Source organism: Sphingobacteriales bacterium (genome assembly GCA_016700115.1).
Lineage (GTDB): Bacteria > Bacteroidota > Bacteroidia > Chitinophagales > UBA2359 > UBA2359.
The window spans coordinates 2,315,816-2,333,610 of the sequence record CP064999.1; the positions used below are offsets into that span (position 1 = coordinate 2,315,816).

The 17,795-nt window shown below is 43.5% G+C and carries 6 protein-coding genes; 5 read left to right on the forward strand and 1 reads right to left on the reverse strand.

Annotated elements, in window-relative coordinates; translation table 11 throughout:
• The first annotated feature begins 251 nt into the window (after positions 1-251).
• From IPM47_08240 to icd, 4 genes are all read left to right on the forward strand, one after another.
• Complete coding sequence (locus tag IPM47_08240; protein QQS30898.1) at positions 252-3,026, forward strand: TonB-dependent receptor; 2,775 nt, start codon at positions 252-254, stop codon at positions 3,024-3,026.
• 75 nt (positions 3,027-3,101) lie between these two features.
• On the forward strand, positions 3,102-4,727 hold the full coding sequence (locus tag IPM47_08245; protein QQS30899.1) for a T9SS type A sorting domain-containing protein: 1,626 nt from the start codon (positions 3,102-3,104) through the stop codon (positions 4,725-4,727).
• A gap of 305 nt (positions 4,728-5,032) precedes the next feature.
• Entirely contained in the window at positions 5,033-14,143 is a 9,111-nt protein-coding gene (locus IPM47_08250; GenBank protein ID QQS30900.1) for a hypothetical protein, read from the forward strand.
• Positions 14,144-14,306: 163 nt separating this feature from the next.
• Positions 14,307-15,674 carry an NADP-dependent isocitrate dehydrogenase gene (icd, locus tag IPM47_08255; protein QQS30901.1) on the forward strand — a complete coding sequence of 456 codons (1,368 nt, stop codon included), beginning with the start codon at positions 14,307-14,309 and terminating at the stop codon, positions 15,672-15,674.
• Between the two features lie 287 nt (positions 15,675-15,961).
• On the opposite strand, the gene ruvC is transcribed toward icd, so the two are convergent.
• Positions 15,962-16,552 (reverse strand): crossover junction endodeoxyribonuclease RuvC, encoded by a 591-nt coding sequence (gene ruvC, locus IPM47_08260; GenBank protein ID QQS30902.1) that lies wholly within the window; start codon positions 16,550-16,552, stop codon positions 15,962-15,964.
• A gap of 112 nt (positions 16,553-16,664) precedes the next feature.
• Between ruvC and IPM47_08265 the strand changes: the two genes are divergently transcribed.
• Positions 16,665-17,708 (forward strand): flippase-like domain-containing protein, encoded by a 1,044-nt coding sequence (locus IPM47_08265; GenBank protein QQS30903.1) that lies wholly within the window; start codon positions 16,665-16,667, stop codon positions 17,706-17,708.
• The last annotated feature ends 87 nt before the right edge of the window (positions 17,709-17,795 follow it).

Sequence of the window (17,795 nt, forward strand, 5' to 3'; positions counted from 1 at the left end):
TTATTTTCAATTTAAATTTATCGGTTACAACGGGATGGATTTCTTATTAAAATATTGCAATCGAAGCCATAAAAACAAGTATCTATCTGTTGACGGATTTTACCAATTATTTAACAAATCCCCCCGTTTGTTAAGGATTTGTTAAGTCATGCTTAACCTATTATTACCCTTCAATTACCTCTTTGCATACCCGCTTTTTTGAAAAACGACCGCCGTAATTTTGTGGTAGAAAATCAAAAAACAAAAAAAGTATGCGAAACTTATCATTTTTTTTATTAACATGGTTATTTGTTTTGCCCGTTTTATACGGTCAGATTGTAACCGGAACGGTCGTTGACCCTACCACAAATGAAACCTTAGTTGGGGTTAATATCACAATAGAAGGCACGTCAACCGGCACTACTACCGATATTGACGGTAACTACTCTTTAAATCTTCCTGCCGAAAATACAGCCTATAACCTGCTGTTTACTTATATAGGTTATGAGGGAAAAAAAGTTGAAGGAATATTGGCAGCAAAATCAAATCCTCTTCGTTTGAATGTAACACTAAAAACAGCAGCCGCCGAATTGCAGGAAGTAATCGTTACAGCTACGGCAAGACGGGAATCGGTTGCTGCCATGCTCTCGCTCCAAAAAAACAATGTTACCATAGCCGATGTCATGCCCGGGGATGTTATTCGCAAAACTCCGGACCGAAATACTGGCGAAGTGCTTCGCAGGGTAAGCGGAACAACTGTTCAGGATGGAAGATTTGCCATTATCCGGGGGTTGAACGACCGCTATAATGCGGCAATGATTAACAATACCCTGATGCCCAGTACAGAACCCGACCGGCGGGCTTTTGCTTTTGATATTATTCCCAGTGCGATGGTAGATAATATGGTGATTTATAAAACAGCCGGTGCTGATATGCCATCCGAATTTGGTGGCGGCATCATTCAGGTATTGACCAAAGATGTGCCCGAAAAGTCTTTTTTCAACATACAAATAGGAACAAGTTACAATTCCCTGACTACGTTTAAGTCGTTCAAAGATTACGATCAGAAAATACCGTTTTTAGGGCTGAACAATAGCGACCGGCAATTACCCAATGATTTTCCGGAGAATCTCAGCGCAGTAACTAAAGCTGAAAGAGTCGAAGCCACTAAATTGCTCCCCGCAGTTTGGTCTTTAAGGGAAAACGAATCCGCTGCACCTAATCAAAATTACCAATTCTCAGGCGGAGTTACCAAATCCATGAAAAATGGCAACCAAATCGGATTTATAGCAGCTTCTACTTATTCAAAGTCTTTGCGGAATATGGAAATTGAGCGGAACGACTATGATTTTGAAGGTAAAATTTATGAATCAACAGATCAGCAGTTTACCGAAACAATTTCATGGGGCAACCTTTTCAATACCCGCTTTTTGTTGCAACGCAACCATAAATTCAATTATCAGGCCAGCTTTACTTCCAATGTTGCTGATGTAACGGTTGAACGGGAAGGATATAATATAGCGCAATCCAACAATTTTGAAAAAGGTAATTTCATGTCTTATACTTCCACAAAGCTGCAAACACATCAATTGACCGGTGAACATTTTTTGCCCAAAACCGGCATCAAAATTTTGTGGAATGGTAATTACACACAAATAGACCGCACAATCCCTGACATGCGAAGTATTACTTACTTCCTGCCCGCCGATTCAGAAGATGAAAATGCCGTTTATACTGCCGAAGTCCCTTTAGGTTCTCCATCCTTTAAATATGGCGGACGATTCTTTTCTAATTTACACGATCAGGCTTATGGCGGAAGGGCAGACTTAAGCATTCCGTTTAACCTGTTCAGAAAACAGCAGACCATCAAAACAGGAGTGTTTTATCAGGAGAAAAACCGCTCATTTGATGCGCGAATTATGGGGATGGTCCGTGCAACAGGGGTTCCTCTTTCTATCCGACAATTGCCGGCAGATCAGATTTTTGCTCTTGAAAACATCAGCGATACCCGTTTCAGGTTAGAAGAGAGCACCAACTTTTCAGATAAATATGATGCAAGAAGAAGTGTTACTGCCGCTTATGCCATGTGGGATGCCAAATTTACTGACAGATTTCGCGCCGTTTTAGGTGCAAGATTTGAACAGGCCGATCAGGATCTGACCACCTATACATTTGCAGGAGATACAACTTTTAACCAGAAATTTAACAGTGTACTGCCTTCTTTAAATATTTCTTATGCCTTAACTAATAAAAGCAATATTCGTTTATCGGCTTCACAAACCATGTCAAGACCTGAGTTCCGTGAGTTAGCTCCCTTTGGATTTTACGATTTTGAACGAAGATTAGTGGTAACCGGAAATCCAAATTTAAAAGAAGCTTCTATTCTGAATTTAGATTTAAGGTATGAGTTGTTTCCCGAAAATGCTCAGTTATTTTCTGTGAGTGCATTTTACAAAAAATTCAACAACCCGATTGAGCAAACAGTTAACAATGCAGGGATAGGCACCTTTATCATCACCTATACCAATGCAACCAGCGCACAAAATTATGGAGTAGAAACAGAAGTCCGAAAAAACTTCGGCTTCATTTCGTCCCGATTAGAAAAGATGGTGGCTTGGGCTAACTTAGCCTATATATATTCAAAAGTACAAACGGACGATGAAGCCAACCCTATTGACCGTCCGCTTCAGGGACAATCTCCTTATGTGATCAATATGGGCTTGAGCTATACCTGGGAAAACCTCGGATTAAGCACCACTTTGTTGTACAACCGTATCGGCGAACGTATTGCAGAGGTGGGCGATGCCGGAGAAGGTATTCCGGACATCTACGAAAGCAGCCGGAATTTGCTGGATTTTCAAATCAGCAAAGATTTCCTCCAAAAAGGAAATATCCGCCTGAATGTGAGTGATATTTTGAACCAATCGTTCATTTTTTACCAAAACCCCGAAGGAACAGAACATACAACTTATCATGAAGACGATGACCTGACTATCGGATACAGAACCGGTACAAATATTGGGATCACCATCGGTTATCGTTTTTAAAAAGACAACAGCAGTAAAATTTTGATCGCATCCAATTAATTAAAAACTCATAACTCATAACAAAATTTTAAACCCATGAGATTTTTCTTACTTACACTAGTAATTTGCTTGACAATTTTTAGCAGTATTTCTGCACAAAATCCGGTTGTACCTGTTTCAGGAAATATTACAACCAACACCACCTGGACCAATAGCAATGTTTATTTATTGCAAGGATTTGTGTACGTTAAAAACGGAGCCACCCTCACCATTCAACCCGGCACGATTATCAAAGGTGAAAAATCCAGCAAAGGCTCATTAATTGTTACAAGAGGTGCAAAAATTATAGCTGACGGAACTGCACAAATGCCTATAGTTTTCACCTCCAATGAACCCATCGGTGATCGCACTTATGGTGACTGGGGAGGCTTGATTCTTTTAGGCAGAGCACCCGTAAACAAACCCGGCAACGAAGCCGAGATTGAAGGCGGGGTTAACAATGCCGAAGGTGATGGGCTTTATGGAGGCACTGACCCCAACGACAACTCCGGCGTATTGCGCTATGTGCGGATTGAATTTGCCGGAATAGCATTTACCGATAATAACGAAATTAATGGATTGACTATGGGTGCCGTAGGTTCCGGAACAACGATAGAATATATTCAGGTCAGTTATTGCGGTGATGATTCTTTTGAGTGGTTTGGCGGAACCGTCAATGCTAAATATCTCATTTCACATCGCGCATGGGATGATGATTTAGATACCGATTTTGGTTATAGCGGCAATATACAATATGCAGTTGTGCTTCGCGACCCCGAAATTGCCGACCAATCTTCTTCCAATAGTTTTGAGAGTGATAATGATGCTTCCGGTACAACCAATACGCCATTGACCGCACCTACATTTTCTAACATTACAGTTGTAGGACCCGTTTTGGACGGTGGTAACGAAATCAATCCGCTTTATCGCAGAGCAGCGCATATCCGCCGAAATAGCCGATGCTCTATATATAATTCTGCGCTGATGGGATTCCCCACAGGGTTACTGCTTGACGGATCTGCTTCTCAAGGGGCGGCTACTGCCGGAGATTTGCAAATCCGCAATACCACCATAGTAGCAACCAATCCTGCCAACTTACTTACTGTCGAAAGTGGAAGCACCTTTGATGTTGCCGGATGGTTTAATACTCAGTCTTTTGGCAATCAAACTGAAACAACGATCGCTTCTCAGCAATTGACCAATCCACAGGATTTAACCAATCCCGACTTCCGTCCCATGTCAGGTTCACCTTTATTGAGCGGCGCAAATTTTGACAACCCCAGATTAATTGCCGGCTTTTTTACTCCTACAACCTTTAGAGGTGCATTCGGCACAACCGATTGGACAGCAAGCTGGGCAAACTGGGATCCGGTTAATACTTCTTATGAAACCAATACTTCAGTAGAAAACATATTGCAAGTTGTCAATTCCAGTTCTTTGCAACTTTTGCCTAATCCCAGCCAGGGAATGAGCATATTGCAATTTGAAGTAGTTAACAACAGTCAGTTAACAATTAATGTAAGCGACCTGAGCGGTAAAGTGGTTAAAAAAGTATTTGCCGGCAATTTACAGCAAGGAGTTCATGCGTTTAACATAGATACTCAGGATTTGGCATCCGGTATGTATATGGTTCAGATTACCGGTAATGGTAGTGCAGTATCTTCTAAATTAATGGTACAATAAAATACTGTTTTTTTCCGGTGAATTCCGGCAACTTTCACTTATAGTATTGTTCGCAATATTTAATATAAGTTTCCATACTTTATAACGCCCTGCTGATAGCCATATCAGCGGGGCTTTTTTGTTTTTAAACGTGTAAATATTTTTGATTGGCAATAAAAAAAAGTAAAAAAAAATATGCTTTTTGATGGAATCTAAAATTACAAATACTACCTTAGCTAAACCACTTGAATTGCATCAAAAAAAATAGATAAAAAAATACAAATAAACCATGCAAACAATTTCTAAATGCCTTAACTCAGTAATTTATGAAAAGACTTTACACCTTATTGATTTTATGCACAAATTTTATTTGCTTAACATCTATCCAAGCTCAAAATATATTGCTTGAAGTAGATGGAGACGACCTCTATTACTCCGAATCCGGATGCGGGGACTGTGCTTTTTCTTCTCCTGATCCAAGATGGCGAAGTCGTTTGTTTGTAGGTGCATCCAACTACGACTGGAATGTGGATCGAAACGATGTTTCCTGTGGGTGGCAGGGTATTACGAACTACTCCTGGTATAATGCTACTACTGTGGGTTATAGTACAAATGTATCCATGCAACTCAACGGTTTTGAATTTGATGACGAGCTTACTTGTTTTTTCAATGCAAACGATGCCTCTTGCGGTGGATATGGAACCGTCAACAGCGCTTTTGCCGCTTCTTCTGTTTCTCCTTGTATGTGGAACTACTTTACCGGTCAGCGCAATTGCAGTTCTGACGGTACAACGGGAACCTGGGCAGTTTACTGGAGCTTATACTGGCGGTATCAATTCGCACCTGTTCTTTCATCGGTAAGCCCTGCAAATCAGGTGCGTTGTAATGGCGCTGCTCCGGCCACTCTAACTGCTACTTCAAGTACAGATGGAAACGGTAGAGTATTAGCAAGATGGTATAAGTGGCAAATCTCAAATACTCCGGGCGGGCCTTGGTCTGATATTCCCGGAGCTGCAAACGGTTCTACCAATACAAATGCTACTATGACCTTAACACCGGGTCAGATTTCAGGTACCCGTTATTATCGCGTCTTGACTACTTCCAACTGTTCAGCAGATTTTTCGAGCAACAATACTACCTCATCTGTCTATACAGTTACATACGCCTTTATTGCTTCAGGACCTTACACCAATCAGAGTGGATGGCCTTTTGGCACAGGAGATGGGGCACCTGCTATTCAAAGCCCGATTTGTGGGAGTACAGTTTCTCCCGGCCAAGTTGTTACCTTAAATACACTGCAACCTCCCTCTTCCGGACATGTAACCAATGCTTCCTATGCATGGGCAGTTAGCGGGGGTTCTTTATCCTCCTCTTCCGGTTCGTCTGTAAACTGGACTTTACCTTCTACTAATGGCAACTATTCTGTGAGTGTTACTTATAATTTCTCAGGATGTTCCAGTCCATATACTGCTGTTTGTACAACAACCGTTGGTGATCCTGCCTGCGATTTTATCTATGTAGCAACAACCGGTACTGATATTGTTGGTGGCGGAGGACCCTCCAATCCTTTTGCCACCCTTAGTTTTGCACTTTCGCAGGCTGTTGCAAACAGCATTAGCCATATTAAAGTCAGAAATGGCAATTATACTCAATCATCAATTCTGAATTTGCAATCCAATATTCAGATTGAAGGTGGTTTTGATGTTGTCTCGGGTGTTTGGACAAAATCGTCAAATTCGACTACCAATATCTCTTGCAATTCTTCTATCCAAAGCGTGTCGGGCGTTTGTCACAGAATAGGATTCAGCGGCAATTCTGTTAGCGGTTGGGCCTTGGTGGATTTGAATGTTTCGACAACAGCAGCGACCGGTGTGGATGCTTCCAACAGAGGTTGTTCAAATTATGCCTTATGGTTAAGCGGCTGTTCTAACTATTCAATTGTCCGGTGCAACTTCACTTCGGGTGCTGCTGCAAATGGTACGGCAGCAACAACTTCAGGAGGTTCAGGAGGTGCCGGTGGAGGCGGAAATGGTGGTGGCGGTTCAGGTGGTGTAAGTGGATGCGGAAATCCATCAGCAGGTGCAACCGGAGCAGCCGGTAACGGTGGAGCAGCCGGAGGAAGTGGAGGAGATACCGGAAGTGGCGGAATTTGCTGCGGTTCTTCAAGACCTGGTAAAGCAGGTACAGGAGGTACCGGAGGAAACGCATCCACAAGTTATCCTGCCGGAAGCAGGCCTACGACTCCGGCACCGACTTCAGCTTCTTATTATACTCCCGGAGGAACGGCAGCAAGTGGAAGTAATGGATTTGGCGGCGGCGGCGGCGGCGGCGGCGGCGGTTCGAGAGGCGGAACCTGTGCATGTATAAATTGTTCCGGAAATACCGGCGGAACCGGTGGTGCAGGCGGTGGTGGAGGACTTGGCGGCGGTGGCGGAACCGGCGGCGGCGGTTCTTTTGCTATCTGGCGGTTTAATTCAGCAACCGGAGCAACTTTAACCAATACCAACACAGCAGCCGGAACAGGAGGCACCGGCGGTAATGGTGCAAGCGGACAAAGCGGTTCATCGGGAACAGTAGTCAATAATGGAAATACCGGTGGAAGTTGTGTTTGTGGAAATCCACAAGGCGGTTCAGGCGGTAATGGCGGAAACGGAGGCAACGGAGGAAGAGGACAAGATGGAGCCAATGGGTCTTCCGCTCAGATTGTATCCAATGGTACTACCTCTTCAGGCAGTTCTATTCCATCTACACCTGCTATTACAATTATCTACAACAACAACATGAAAATTTGCCGCAACTCAGTATTGACAATAAACAATACGAGTGGCAGCGGTAACTGGACTTTACCTGCAAACTTTGACTATGTGCGTTACAATCAAAGTGCAACTGCTTCACAATACAGTAACAGCACTTTTTTAGCCGATATTTACCCAACCAACAATACAGCAGGCTATTACAATCTTCAGGCAGGAGCTACTGTATATCCGAGATATCTGAGCCTCGAACCCGATGCCCGAACGGCTCCTGTCATCACTTTGAACAATATCAATAATGGTGCCTTACCCGGTAATCAGATTTGTGCAGGGGGGTCTCTGAAAGCTACTGCATCAACATTCGGAACTATTGTAGATTACAGGTGGGAAATATTTTCAGGGTCTTCAGCGCCAAATAAATCTGCGTTTCCAAGCGGCTCGGCAATTTTCAGTTCAAATATTGCCAATCCTACTTTCGGACCTTTTAATACGGCAGGAACTTATACGGTGCGGTATCAGGTCAGGGAACGTTGTTGCGGTTGGTCAATTCCTGTTTTCGCTACTATCACTGTTAATCCTGATCCAACCCCACCAACCAATATCTTGTTTGTCAATGCTTCGGTGGTTTGTATCGGTGATCTGATAACTGCCAGCAGCGCTACCGGAGCAACCGGAGGAATCACCCCTTATTCTTATGAATGGGATTACAACAATATGAACCATTCTTTTGGTACTTATAGTGGTGCGCTTCCTTCTTTTGCAGCAACTACGGGCGCTAATATAGTTCGTGTCCGAATTGCAGCCGATGAAGTAAGAGGCTGTGATGCTTCGAATATTTATGAAGAAACTATCAATGGGGTGGAAGTTCCGGTTGGAGTTACAGCCAATCCTTTGATTTGTAGTGGTGAAACTCTGAATTTTAACCTGACTACAGCCAACAGTATCAGTGGAACTACTTTTGCAGTACAAAGTCAGTCTTCCAATCCAAATATTTCCGGAACAGGCAGTATCAGTTCAGGAACTGTATTAACAGGTACTTTTACCAATACTTCCGGAACAGACCAAAACCTTACTTTTACCATCACACCAACCGGACCGACACCGGCAAACTGTATAGGCAGTAACTTTGTAATTACGCTAACAGTCCGGGCATTACCTGGTTTATATACTGTAACAGGTGGCGGCAATTATTGCGAAGGAGATATCGGGTTGTCTGTTGGGTTGAATGGCTCTCAAAACGGGGTTAGTTATGAACTGTACCACAACGGATCTCCAACCGGTGTAATGTTTTTAGGAACGGGAGCTGCTTTTAACTTTTCAAGCATCCAAACCTTACCGGGAACTTATACGGTTGAAGCTACCAATCAGACCAGCGGTTGCAAACGCATGATGACGGGCAACGTAATTATTGTTGTTAACCCATTACCCAATGATTTAACACCTGTTGCAGTTGCTCCTTTAATATGTTCAGGCACCGCTACTAATATTCAGATTGCAAGTTCAGAAGCAAACGTAAACTACCAGTTGCGCAATAATGCAGGTAATATAAATATAGGAACACCGGTAGGCGGAGGAGGAACCATCAATCTTCCAACGGGCAGTCTGACAGCTAATACCACCTTTAATGTTTTGGCAACCAATACCATTACCGGATGTATCAGGGTTTTAACAATGTTGGTAACGGTGAATGTGCTGGAAAACCCAACCGGTGGCAGTATAGCACCGGTCATTTTCTGTGCCGGCGCTACTGAGACAGCTTTTGTAACAGGGGTGGGGAATGCAGTGGAATATCAGTGGGATTTGCCGGCCGGATTGTCGGGGAGTTCTACTACTTCCAGCATTTTACTGTCAGGCAATACGGCAGGTATTTATACCATTACCGTAACTCCTGTAAATATATCGGGGGTTGTATTATGTAATGGCATTCCGGTAACAGGTTCCGTTACGGTCAAACCTACTCCAACAGTTACTGCAACGAACAACAATTCTGAATTTTGTACCGGAGGAATTACAGATATCGGACTTAGCGCATTACCTGCCAATGTTTCCGGAACTGTATTTAACTGGACAAGAGATAATACCACGGATGTTATCGGCACTAACAGTGCAACGGGTGTAACTGGAACTATTGCTGAAACGCTGACCAATATTACCAATCAACAACAGATTGTGGTGTTTTACATCACACCTTTTGCCGACGGGTGTTCCGGAACAGTAGTTACCGTATCAGTAACCGTGAACCCGACTCCGAGTGTTACTGTGGATAATTTAGATCCTGTGATATGTACCGGAGAGATGACGAATATTTCTCTAAGCCCGTTGAACAATAATGTGTCCGGAACGACATATAGCTGGACCCGTAACAATACAGGAAATATAACCGGCACAGACAGTGAAACCAATATCAGTGGACCGATAAGTGTTGTCCTGACCAATTCTATGACAACTAACCAAACCACTCAGTTTACCATTACGCCGTATGCCAATGGCTGTCCCGGAAGTCCGTTTATTACTACCGTACAGGTTGGTGCTATGCCGGTCAGCACGGCAAATGTAACGGCTGTTACACCCATTTGTGAAGGCAGTAATACAATTATCACAGTTGGTCCGCCTACACAGTCAGGTTATACCTATCAGGTGTTGCGGTCTGATTTTAGCCCGATTGCCGGAGCAAGTATCTCTTCTGCCGGAACAGGGGCTAAAAACATCACTGTTCCTGCATCTGAATTGGGCTATGGAGGATCGCCATACCTCTTCTTTATCAGATCAACCAGTACATCACCCTATTTCTGCTCGGCTGTACTGTTCAATGCAGTTACGGTAGTTGTCAATCAGGCATCAGTCGCTCCGACAGGTGCTACGGCAAATGGACAAGCTTCTCTCACCATTTGTCCGAATGCTTCGGAAGATATTACCTTAACCGCAGTAGGCGGCTTATTGGGTACAAACGCCAATGCCTATTGGTTTGAAGGGGCTTGTTTCACTACAATCATTGGTACCGGTACGTCTTTGGATATACCCGCACCTTCAGTTACGACCACCTATTTTGTAACGTATTTCGATGCAGTTTGTGGCGCAACTGCCTGTGCTTCGGTCGAGGTAATTGTTGAAGATATTACCCCGCCAACTGCCGTATGTCAGGATGTTTCAGTGCTGTTAGACATTACCGGCATTGGCAGCACTTCGGCAACCGCAGTGAACAACGGCAGTTACGATGCCTGTGGAATAGCAAGTTTAAGCTTGAATCAAACCGGTTTTAGTTGCCTGAATGTCGGGGGTTCAAATTCCGTCACCCTGACAGTTACAGATAATAACGGCTTGACGGCAACCTGTTCGGCACTTGTTTCAGTAGCAGATCAAATACCTCCTGAAGCCCTTTGTCAAAATATAACGGTTTTGTTAGACGAGTTTGGCAATGCCGGTATTACCGTTGCTGACATAAACAATGGCAGTAACGATGCCTGTGGAATTGCCGATATGGTCTTGACTCAATACGATTTCGATTGTACTGATGTGGGAAATAACTCCGTAAGGCTGACGGTTACCGATGTAAATGGAAACGAGTCGCTTTGTCTTGCGGATGTGGTAGTCGCAGATGAAGTAAATCCTGTTGCAACCTGTCAGGATATTACGGTAGTGATAGACGAAACAGGCACAGGAGCTATAACCCCTGCTATGATAGACAATGGCAGTACAGATGCTTGTGGAATTGATACTTACAACTTAAACCAAACTCTGTTTGATTGCGATGACTTAGGTAGCAGTACAGTCATCCTGACTGTAACGGATAATAATGGAAATACTGCAACCTGCTCGGCAGCTTTGTCCATCATACCTGATTTTGAACCGGAAATTTCACCGCCGGGGACGACAACAATTTGTCAGGGAGAAAGTGTTAATCTGGATGCCGGAGTTTATGCCGCTTATCTGTGGAATGATACTGCCGGAGACGCAACAACTCAAACCGTATCAGCCTCAGCAAGTGGTACTTATTCAGTAACTGTAACTGATGACAACGGTTGTACCGCTACGGCTTCTGCTACAGTGGTTGTTAATGATGTTCCCACTCCCTCTGTTACTGCAGATGGGCCTACTACTTTTTGTCAGGGCAACAGTGTCGGATTAGATGCCGGTACTTATGTCGGGTATTTGTGGAATAGTTTGGCCGGTAATGCGACCACTCAAACGGTTATTGCCACAGAAAACGGTACTTACACAGTTACAGTAACCGATATAAACGGATGCACTGCTACAGCCGGCATAGAAATTTCAGTCTTTGCCGCACCATTGGCTACTATTAACGGCGTGAGTTCTATCTGTCAGGGGAATTCACTATTCCTGATTGCATCGGGAGGTAATTCTTATAGCTGGAGCGGTCCGGATGGTTTTATTACTACCGGTCATAGCGTAGTTCGAAACAATGCAGTTCCTGATATGTCCGGTACTTATACAGTTACAGTAACCTCAACTAACGGATGTGTCAGTATTACAAGTATAAACATAACGGTTCATCCAACACCGGTTGCCGGAATAAGCGGGCTAACCGCAGTTTGTGAGGGAAGTGCCATTGACCTGACGGCCACCGGCGGCACAAGCTACGAATGGAGTGGGCCAAATGGTTTTTCAGATGTTGGAGCAAATCTTGTTCGGAACAATGCCGCTTTAACCATGTCCGGAGTTTATACCGTAACCGTAACCGGCCCCGGGGGTTGTACTTCTACTGCAAGTGCACTCATTAATGTATCACCTGTTGCCGCCGATATTCTCGGCCAATCAGGTTTTTGTTCTGATGGCGATATTTCATTGATTGCAACAGGTGGCGGAACCTATCAATGGTCAGGGCCGGAAGGATTTAGCTCAACTGATGAGAGCATTTTAATTGGCAATGCGACAACAGCCATGTCGGGACTTTATGTTGTTACAGTTACCAATACAGCAGGATGCACGGCAACTGCAAGTAAATCGGTAACTGTTAACTCCAGTCCATCCCCAACCATTCTCGGAAATACCAGTTTATGTTCGGGCAGTAGTATCTTTTTGGTTTCGTCCGGGGGCAACAGCTATTTGTGGAGCGGACCGGACGGGTTTACTTCCACCGGACACAGTATCGTCAGAAGTGGTGCTACTACATTGATGTCGGGTATTTATACAGTTACGGTAAATGATACAAATGGCTGTACAGGTGCAACAAGCATAGAAGTAACCGTTCATCAAACACCGGCAACAGTTATCACCGGCAGTACGGTAGTCTGTGTTGGAAATACGATTACCCTGAACGCTACCGGAGGAGGTGTTTCCTATCAGTGGAGCGGCCCCGGAGGCTATACTGCTTCGGGAGAAACCATAAGCCGAACCGGTGCGACAACAGCCATGTCGGGGACTTATTATGTAACAGTAACCGGTTCAGGCGGCTGTACCGCAACCGCGAGTAAAACCGTGAATGTTACGTCCTCTTTATCGGCTGTCATCACCGGTCCTTCTGTATTCTGTACCGGAAACAACATCAGTCTGACCGCATCCGGCGGTAGTGTATATTCTTGGTTTGGTCCCGGCGGGTTTACCTCTTCAGATGCTACTTTTGTAAGACCAAATGCCACCACGGCAATGGCCGGACTTTATACGGTAACGGTCAGCGATGGCGCAGGCTGCTCTGCTACCGCAAGCAGAAACATTACTGTCAACATATCGCCTACCGCAAACATTACCGGCAACAACAGCGTTTGTGCCGGTAAAAACATCACCCTGTATGCTTCGGGAGGAAACAGCTATGCATGGAGCGGCCCTAACGGATTTTCGACAGTTGGTTCGACACTCAACCGAACTGCCGCAACTGTTGCAATGTCGGGTACTTATACCGTTACAGTTACAGCTTCGGGTGGGTGTACCGCAACTGCGAGTATGTTCGTCACGGTTCACCCCTTACCCGTTGTTACCATTACCGGACCTTCCTCTGTTTGTGCAGGCACCACACTTACATTAACAGCAACCGGAGGAGGCACTTACGCATGGAGTGGCCCCGGTGGATTTACAGCTACCGGAGCAACAATGAACCGAACAAACATGACAACCACAATGGGCGGGCTTTACAAAGTTACTGTTACCGGCAGCGGAGGCTGTACTGCAACAGCAAGTAAAAGTATTACCGTTTTGGCAGCACCTAACGCAACGATTACCGGAAGTTCATCCCTCTGTGCGGGCGGCACCATCACCTTAACGGCTTCGGGAGGAATATCCTATGCATGGAGTGGCCCTGATGGTTTTACCGCAACAGGCTCTGTTGTTACCAGAACTAATGCTACTACTGCTATGTCGGGTATTTATGTAGTTACTGTCAGCAACTCGGCCGGATGTACCAAGACAGCATCGAGGGTTGTAACGGTCAACTCCTGTAAATTTGAAGGTGAAACCGGAGAAATCTTTGGAGAATTTTTCACCGCAGCGCCCAACCCAACGAAAGGAGAAACGACTATTTTCTTTGCGGTGCCGTCAACAGTACCGGTTAAAATAACTGTTTTTGCTACAGATGGAAAAGAAGTTGCGGTATTATTTGAAGATACTGCCCAGGCAGGTAAGGAATATTCTATTCAGTTTGATATGAAAGAATTACCGGCAGGGGCTTATTTTGCGGTCTTACGAAAACCGGATGGTTCGGGCAATCAGTTACAATTATTGCTCTCCCGATAACAGAAAGGTTAGTTTTTTAGATTAACCTGATTGTTTGTTTGCAAAAGCCCGCTTCACGGCGGGCTTTTCTTTTGCGTTATCGGGAAACTGCAGTTTCCTTGATTGTTAAAAAAAATGTAACTTTGCCGAATTATCAATAAACCAAACAGTATTTAAAAAGTATATGAGCAATCAAAAAATCAGGATTGAAAATGGAAAACTAATAGTTCCGGATCATCCAATAATTCCGTTTATTGAAGGAGACGGTACAGGAGTTGATATTTGGCCGGTGGCTAAAAAAGTGTTTGATTCGGCAGTAGCTAAAGCTTATGGAGGTAAACGCAAAATTGAATGGAAAGAAGTGCTTGCTGGAGAAAAAGCATTTAATAGAACCGGTGAATGGCTTCCCATTCAAACCATAGAGGATTTTAAAGAATATTTAGTGGGAATTAAAGGTCCCCTGACAACTCCGGTAGGCGGTGGGATTACATCCCTCAATGTAGCGCTTCGCCAGCTTTTGGACTTATATGTTTGTCTTCGTCCGGTAAAATACATCACCGGTGTTCCTGCACCCGTCAAACGTCCGGAAGATGTGGATATGGTCATTTTCCGGGAAAATACAGAAGATATATATGCCGGTATTGAATGGGCTGCGGGCACGCCGGAGGTAAAAAAAGTCATTGATTTTTTGCAAAAGGAAATGGGGGTAAATAAAATCCGTTTTCCCGAATCCTCCGGAATTGGAGTAAAACCTATTTCGAAAGAAGGTACTTCACGGTTAGCTAAATCGGCAATTGAATACGCCATTCGCGAAAAACGCAGATCGGTAACCTTTGTCCACAAAGGCAATATTATGAAGTTTACCGAAGGTGCATTTAAAAACTGGGGCTACGAAGTGGGTAAAACACAATTCAGAAGTCAGGTAGTAACTGAGCGTGAAAGCTGGATTTTGGATAATAAAGACAAAAACCCAAACCTGACAACAGAAGAAAATGCAAGAATGGTGGACCCCGGTTATGATTTGATGACCGAAAAGCAAAAAAAGGCCATTTTGGACGAAATAAACACGGCCTTAGAGCTTTATCACACTCATGGAAACGGACAATGGAAGAAACTGCTACTCTTGAAAGATTCTATTGCTGACATCACCTTGCAACAAGTCCTGACTCGACCCAGAGATTTTGATGTGATTGTTACTCCTAACCTCAACGGTGATTATTTATCAGATGCCCTCGCCGCTCAGATTGGAGGAATTGGAATAGCTCCCGGTGCAAACATTAACTATCTGACCGGACATGCTGTTTTTGAAGCTACGCATGGCACTGCTCCCAAGTACGCAGGTTTGGATAAAGTGAATCCAAGTTCGGTGATTTTATCAGGGGTTATTATGTTAGAATATATGGGCTGGAAAGAAGCCGCCGACCTGATTATTCAGGGCATCAACAAAGCGATTGCAGCCAAAACTGTTACCTACGATTTTGCCCGTCTGACCGAAGGAGCTACAGAGGTCTCCTGTTCGGGTTTTGGCGATGCCATCATTTCGCAGATGTAGTATTCTATAAGTTTACAGACACTTACCTATGTCTGAACAAAAGCGTGTCGGGTTTCCTGACACGCTTTTCTTATGTGTGATAAGAGCGTGTTATAAGGAGTGCAAATTTCTGATTGGCCTTAGCTTAAGTGCCATGGGTACCTTTAACGTTTTGGAAGTGTTTTCTCTGAAAATGAAGCATATCCCCAAAAAGCGATATCTCTTGTTCGCCTTAAAAAAAGTTTCCAAAGGCGCTAAATTTTAACTGCACATTGAAAAAGTGTTCAATGCCCTGAAATAGACAATGGCTATTTTTTGATTCTATCGGGATGGGCATCTACAAAAGATTTCCAGTTCTTCGAGTTTCCGCCACCGGTGCTATTTCTTTTAGGGGTTTCTGATTTTTGGTAAATGGCAGAACCAATCTGCAAATGATGACATAAGGCAACACCAAGCGCATCAGTGGCATCAAAATACTTTGGGATGGCATCTAACTTTAAAATACTTTGCAACATTGCAGACACCTGTTCTTTAGAACTATTGCCATTTCCGGTGATGGATTGTTTGATTTTTCTGGGCGAATATTCCGTTACAGGGATATCTTTGAGCATAGAGGCGGTAATAACTACCCCTTGTGCCCGTCCTAATTTCAGCATAGACTGCACATTATTGCCATAAAAAGGTGCTTCAACTGCGACCTCATCAGGCAGGTATGTTTCAAGAATAAAAGTAATTTTTTCAAAAATCCGCTTCAATTTATTGTAATGTCCCGCACATTTATTCAAATGCACTACTCCAAGGCTCAATAATTGTATATTTTTGCCTTGTATTTCGATGACCGAATAACCTAAAACGGTGGTACCCGGGTCAATTCCTAATATTTTGATGCCTTTTTTCATCGGTTTTTGGTTTTGAAGGTCATTCCTTTTTCATCTTTGGACGGATGATTAACAATGTATTTATACCCTGTGTTGAGTATTAGATACTATCGTTTTATTTACTATAACAACTATGCTTCAGATTACCAATCGGTTTCACAATATACAAAAGTCGAATGTAGGGATATTTCTGCTAAAAATAGGGATTGCCTTTTTATTGGGCTATATAATCTACCGGCAATTACATGGTAAAACCAATCTTACCGATGTTTGGACAACTTTAAAAAATGCCGGAAGTATTCAGGGAATCCTCAGTTTGGTGGTTGCTGTGTTATTGGTTGGTGCAAACTGGGGCTTGGAGGCTTTGAAATGGCAACGTGTTTTGAAGCCTTTGGAAAGAATTAGTTTTTCCGGGAGTATTAAAAGTATATTATGCGGCGTAACTGTTTCGATGCTAACGCCCAATAGAACCGGTGAGTATGTCGGACGTATTCTGACGCTTCAACAGGAAGATAGTTTTAAGGCAATTCCTCTTGCTTTGACCTGTAGCTTTTCCCAATTATTGGTAAATCTGACGCTGGGATTTACGGCGTTTTTTTTATTTTGTTTCTATTATTCAGGTCTGACTTTTCTTTTGAGTATGGCTTTTATAGGTTTAGCCGTCTCCTTAATCAGCACTGCCCTGTTTTTTTATTTTAAAATTCATGCGTTACCTCAATTTTTACGAGGCCGTTTTTTTAAAAAAGTTTCTGATTTTGTTGCTCCCCTGAAACTGACAGACCACAAAACTCTTCTTATTCTTCTGTTTTGGTCTTTAGTCAGATATATGGTTTACACAATGCAGTATATTTTTTTGCTTCATGCTTTTGGCATCTCATTTAGTTGGGCAGAAGCCTGTATTTTGATTTGCAGCATATACTTTGTTCAGACATTTATTCCTTCAATTGCTATGGCCGAATTGGGTGTCAGGGGGAATTTAGCACTCTATTTTATTGGATTTACCGCCGGCACTTCAGCGGCCATTCTTTCGGCTACTTTTTGTCTGTGGTTGATAAACCTGCTCATTCCTTCATTGGCAGGCCTTGTTTTTATCACACAATCGGGCAATTTTGAAAAGCTTTTCCGAACAAGTCAAACTAAAGAATTGGCAACTGTAAAAGTTGTTACGAAAAACTGAAAAACTGTTTTTATAGCTTAATGTTTCCGGGGGACGTATAAATTAAAAAGGAGGTAAATGCCCAACAGTGGTTACTTCCTGTTATTT

What these genes read in the sequence shown, in the direction of transcription:
- IPM47_08240 (QQS30898.1), top strand. Translation starts at nt 252, where the DNA reads ATGCGAAACTTATCATTTTTTTTATTAACATGGTTATTTGTTTTGCCC.
- IPM47_08245 (QQS30899.1), top strand. Translation starts at nt 3,102, where the DNA reads ATGAGATTTTTCTTACTTACACTAGTAATTTGCTTGACAATTTTTAGC.
- IPM47_08250 (QQS30900.1), top strand. Translation starts at nt 5,033, where the DNA reads ATGAAAAGACTTTACACCTTATTGATTTTATGCACAAATTTTATTTGC.
- icd (QQS30901.1), top strand. Translation starts at nt 14,307, where the DNA reads ATGAGCAATCAAAAAATCAGGATTGAAAATGGAAAACTAATAGTTCCG.
- ruvC (QQS30902.1), bottom strand. Translation starts at nt 16,552, where the DNA reads ATGAAAAAAGGCATCAAAATATTAGGAATTGACCCGGGTACCACCGTT.
- IPM47_08265 (QQS30903.1), top strand. Translation starts at nt 16,665, where the DNA reads ATGCTTCAGATTACCAATCGGTTTCACAATATACAAAAGTCGAATGTA.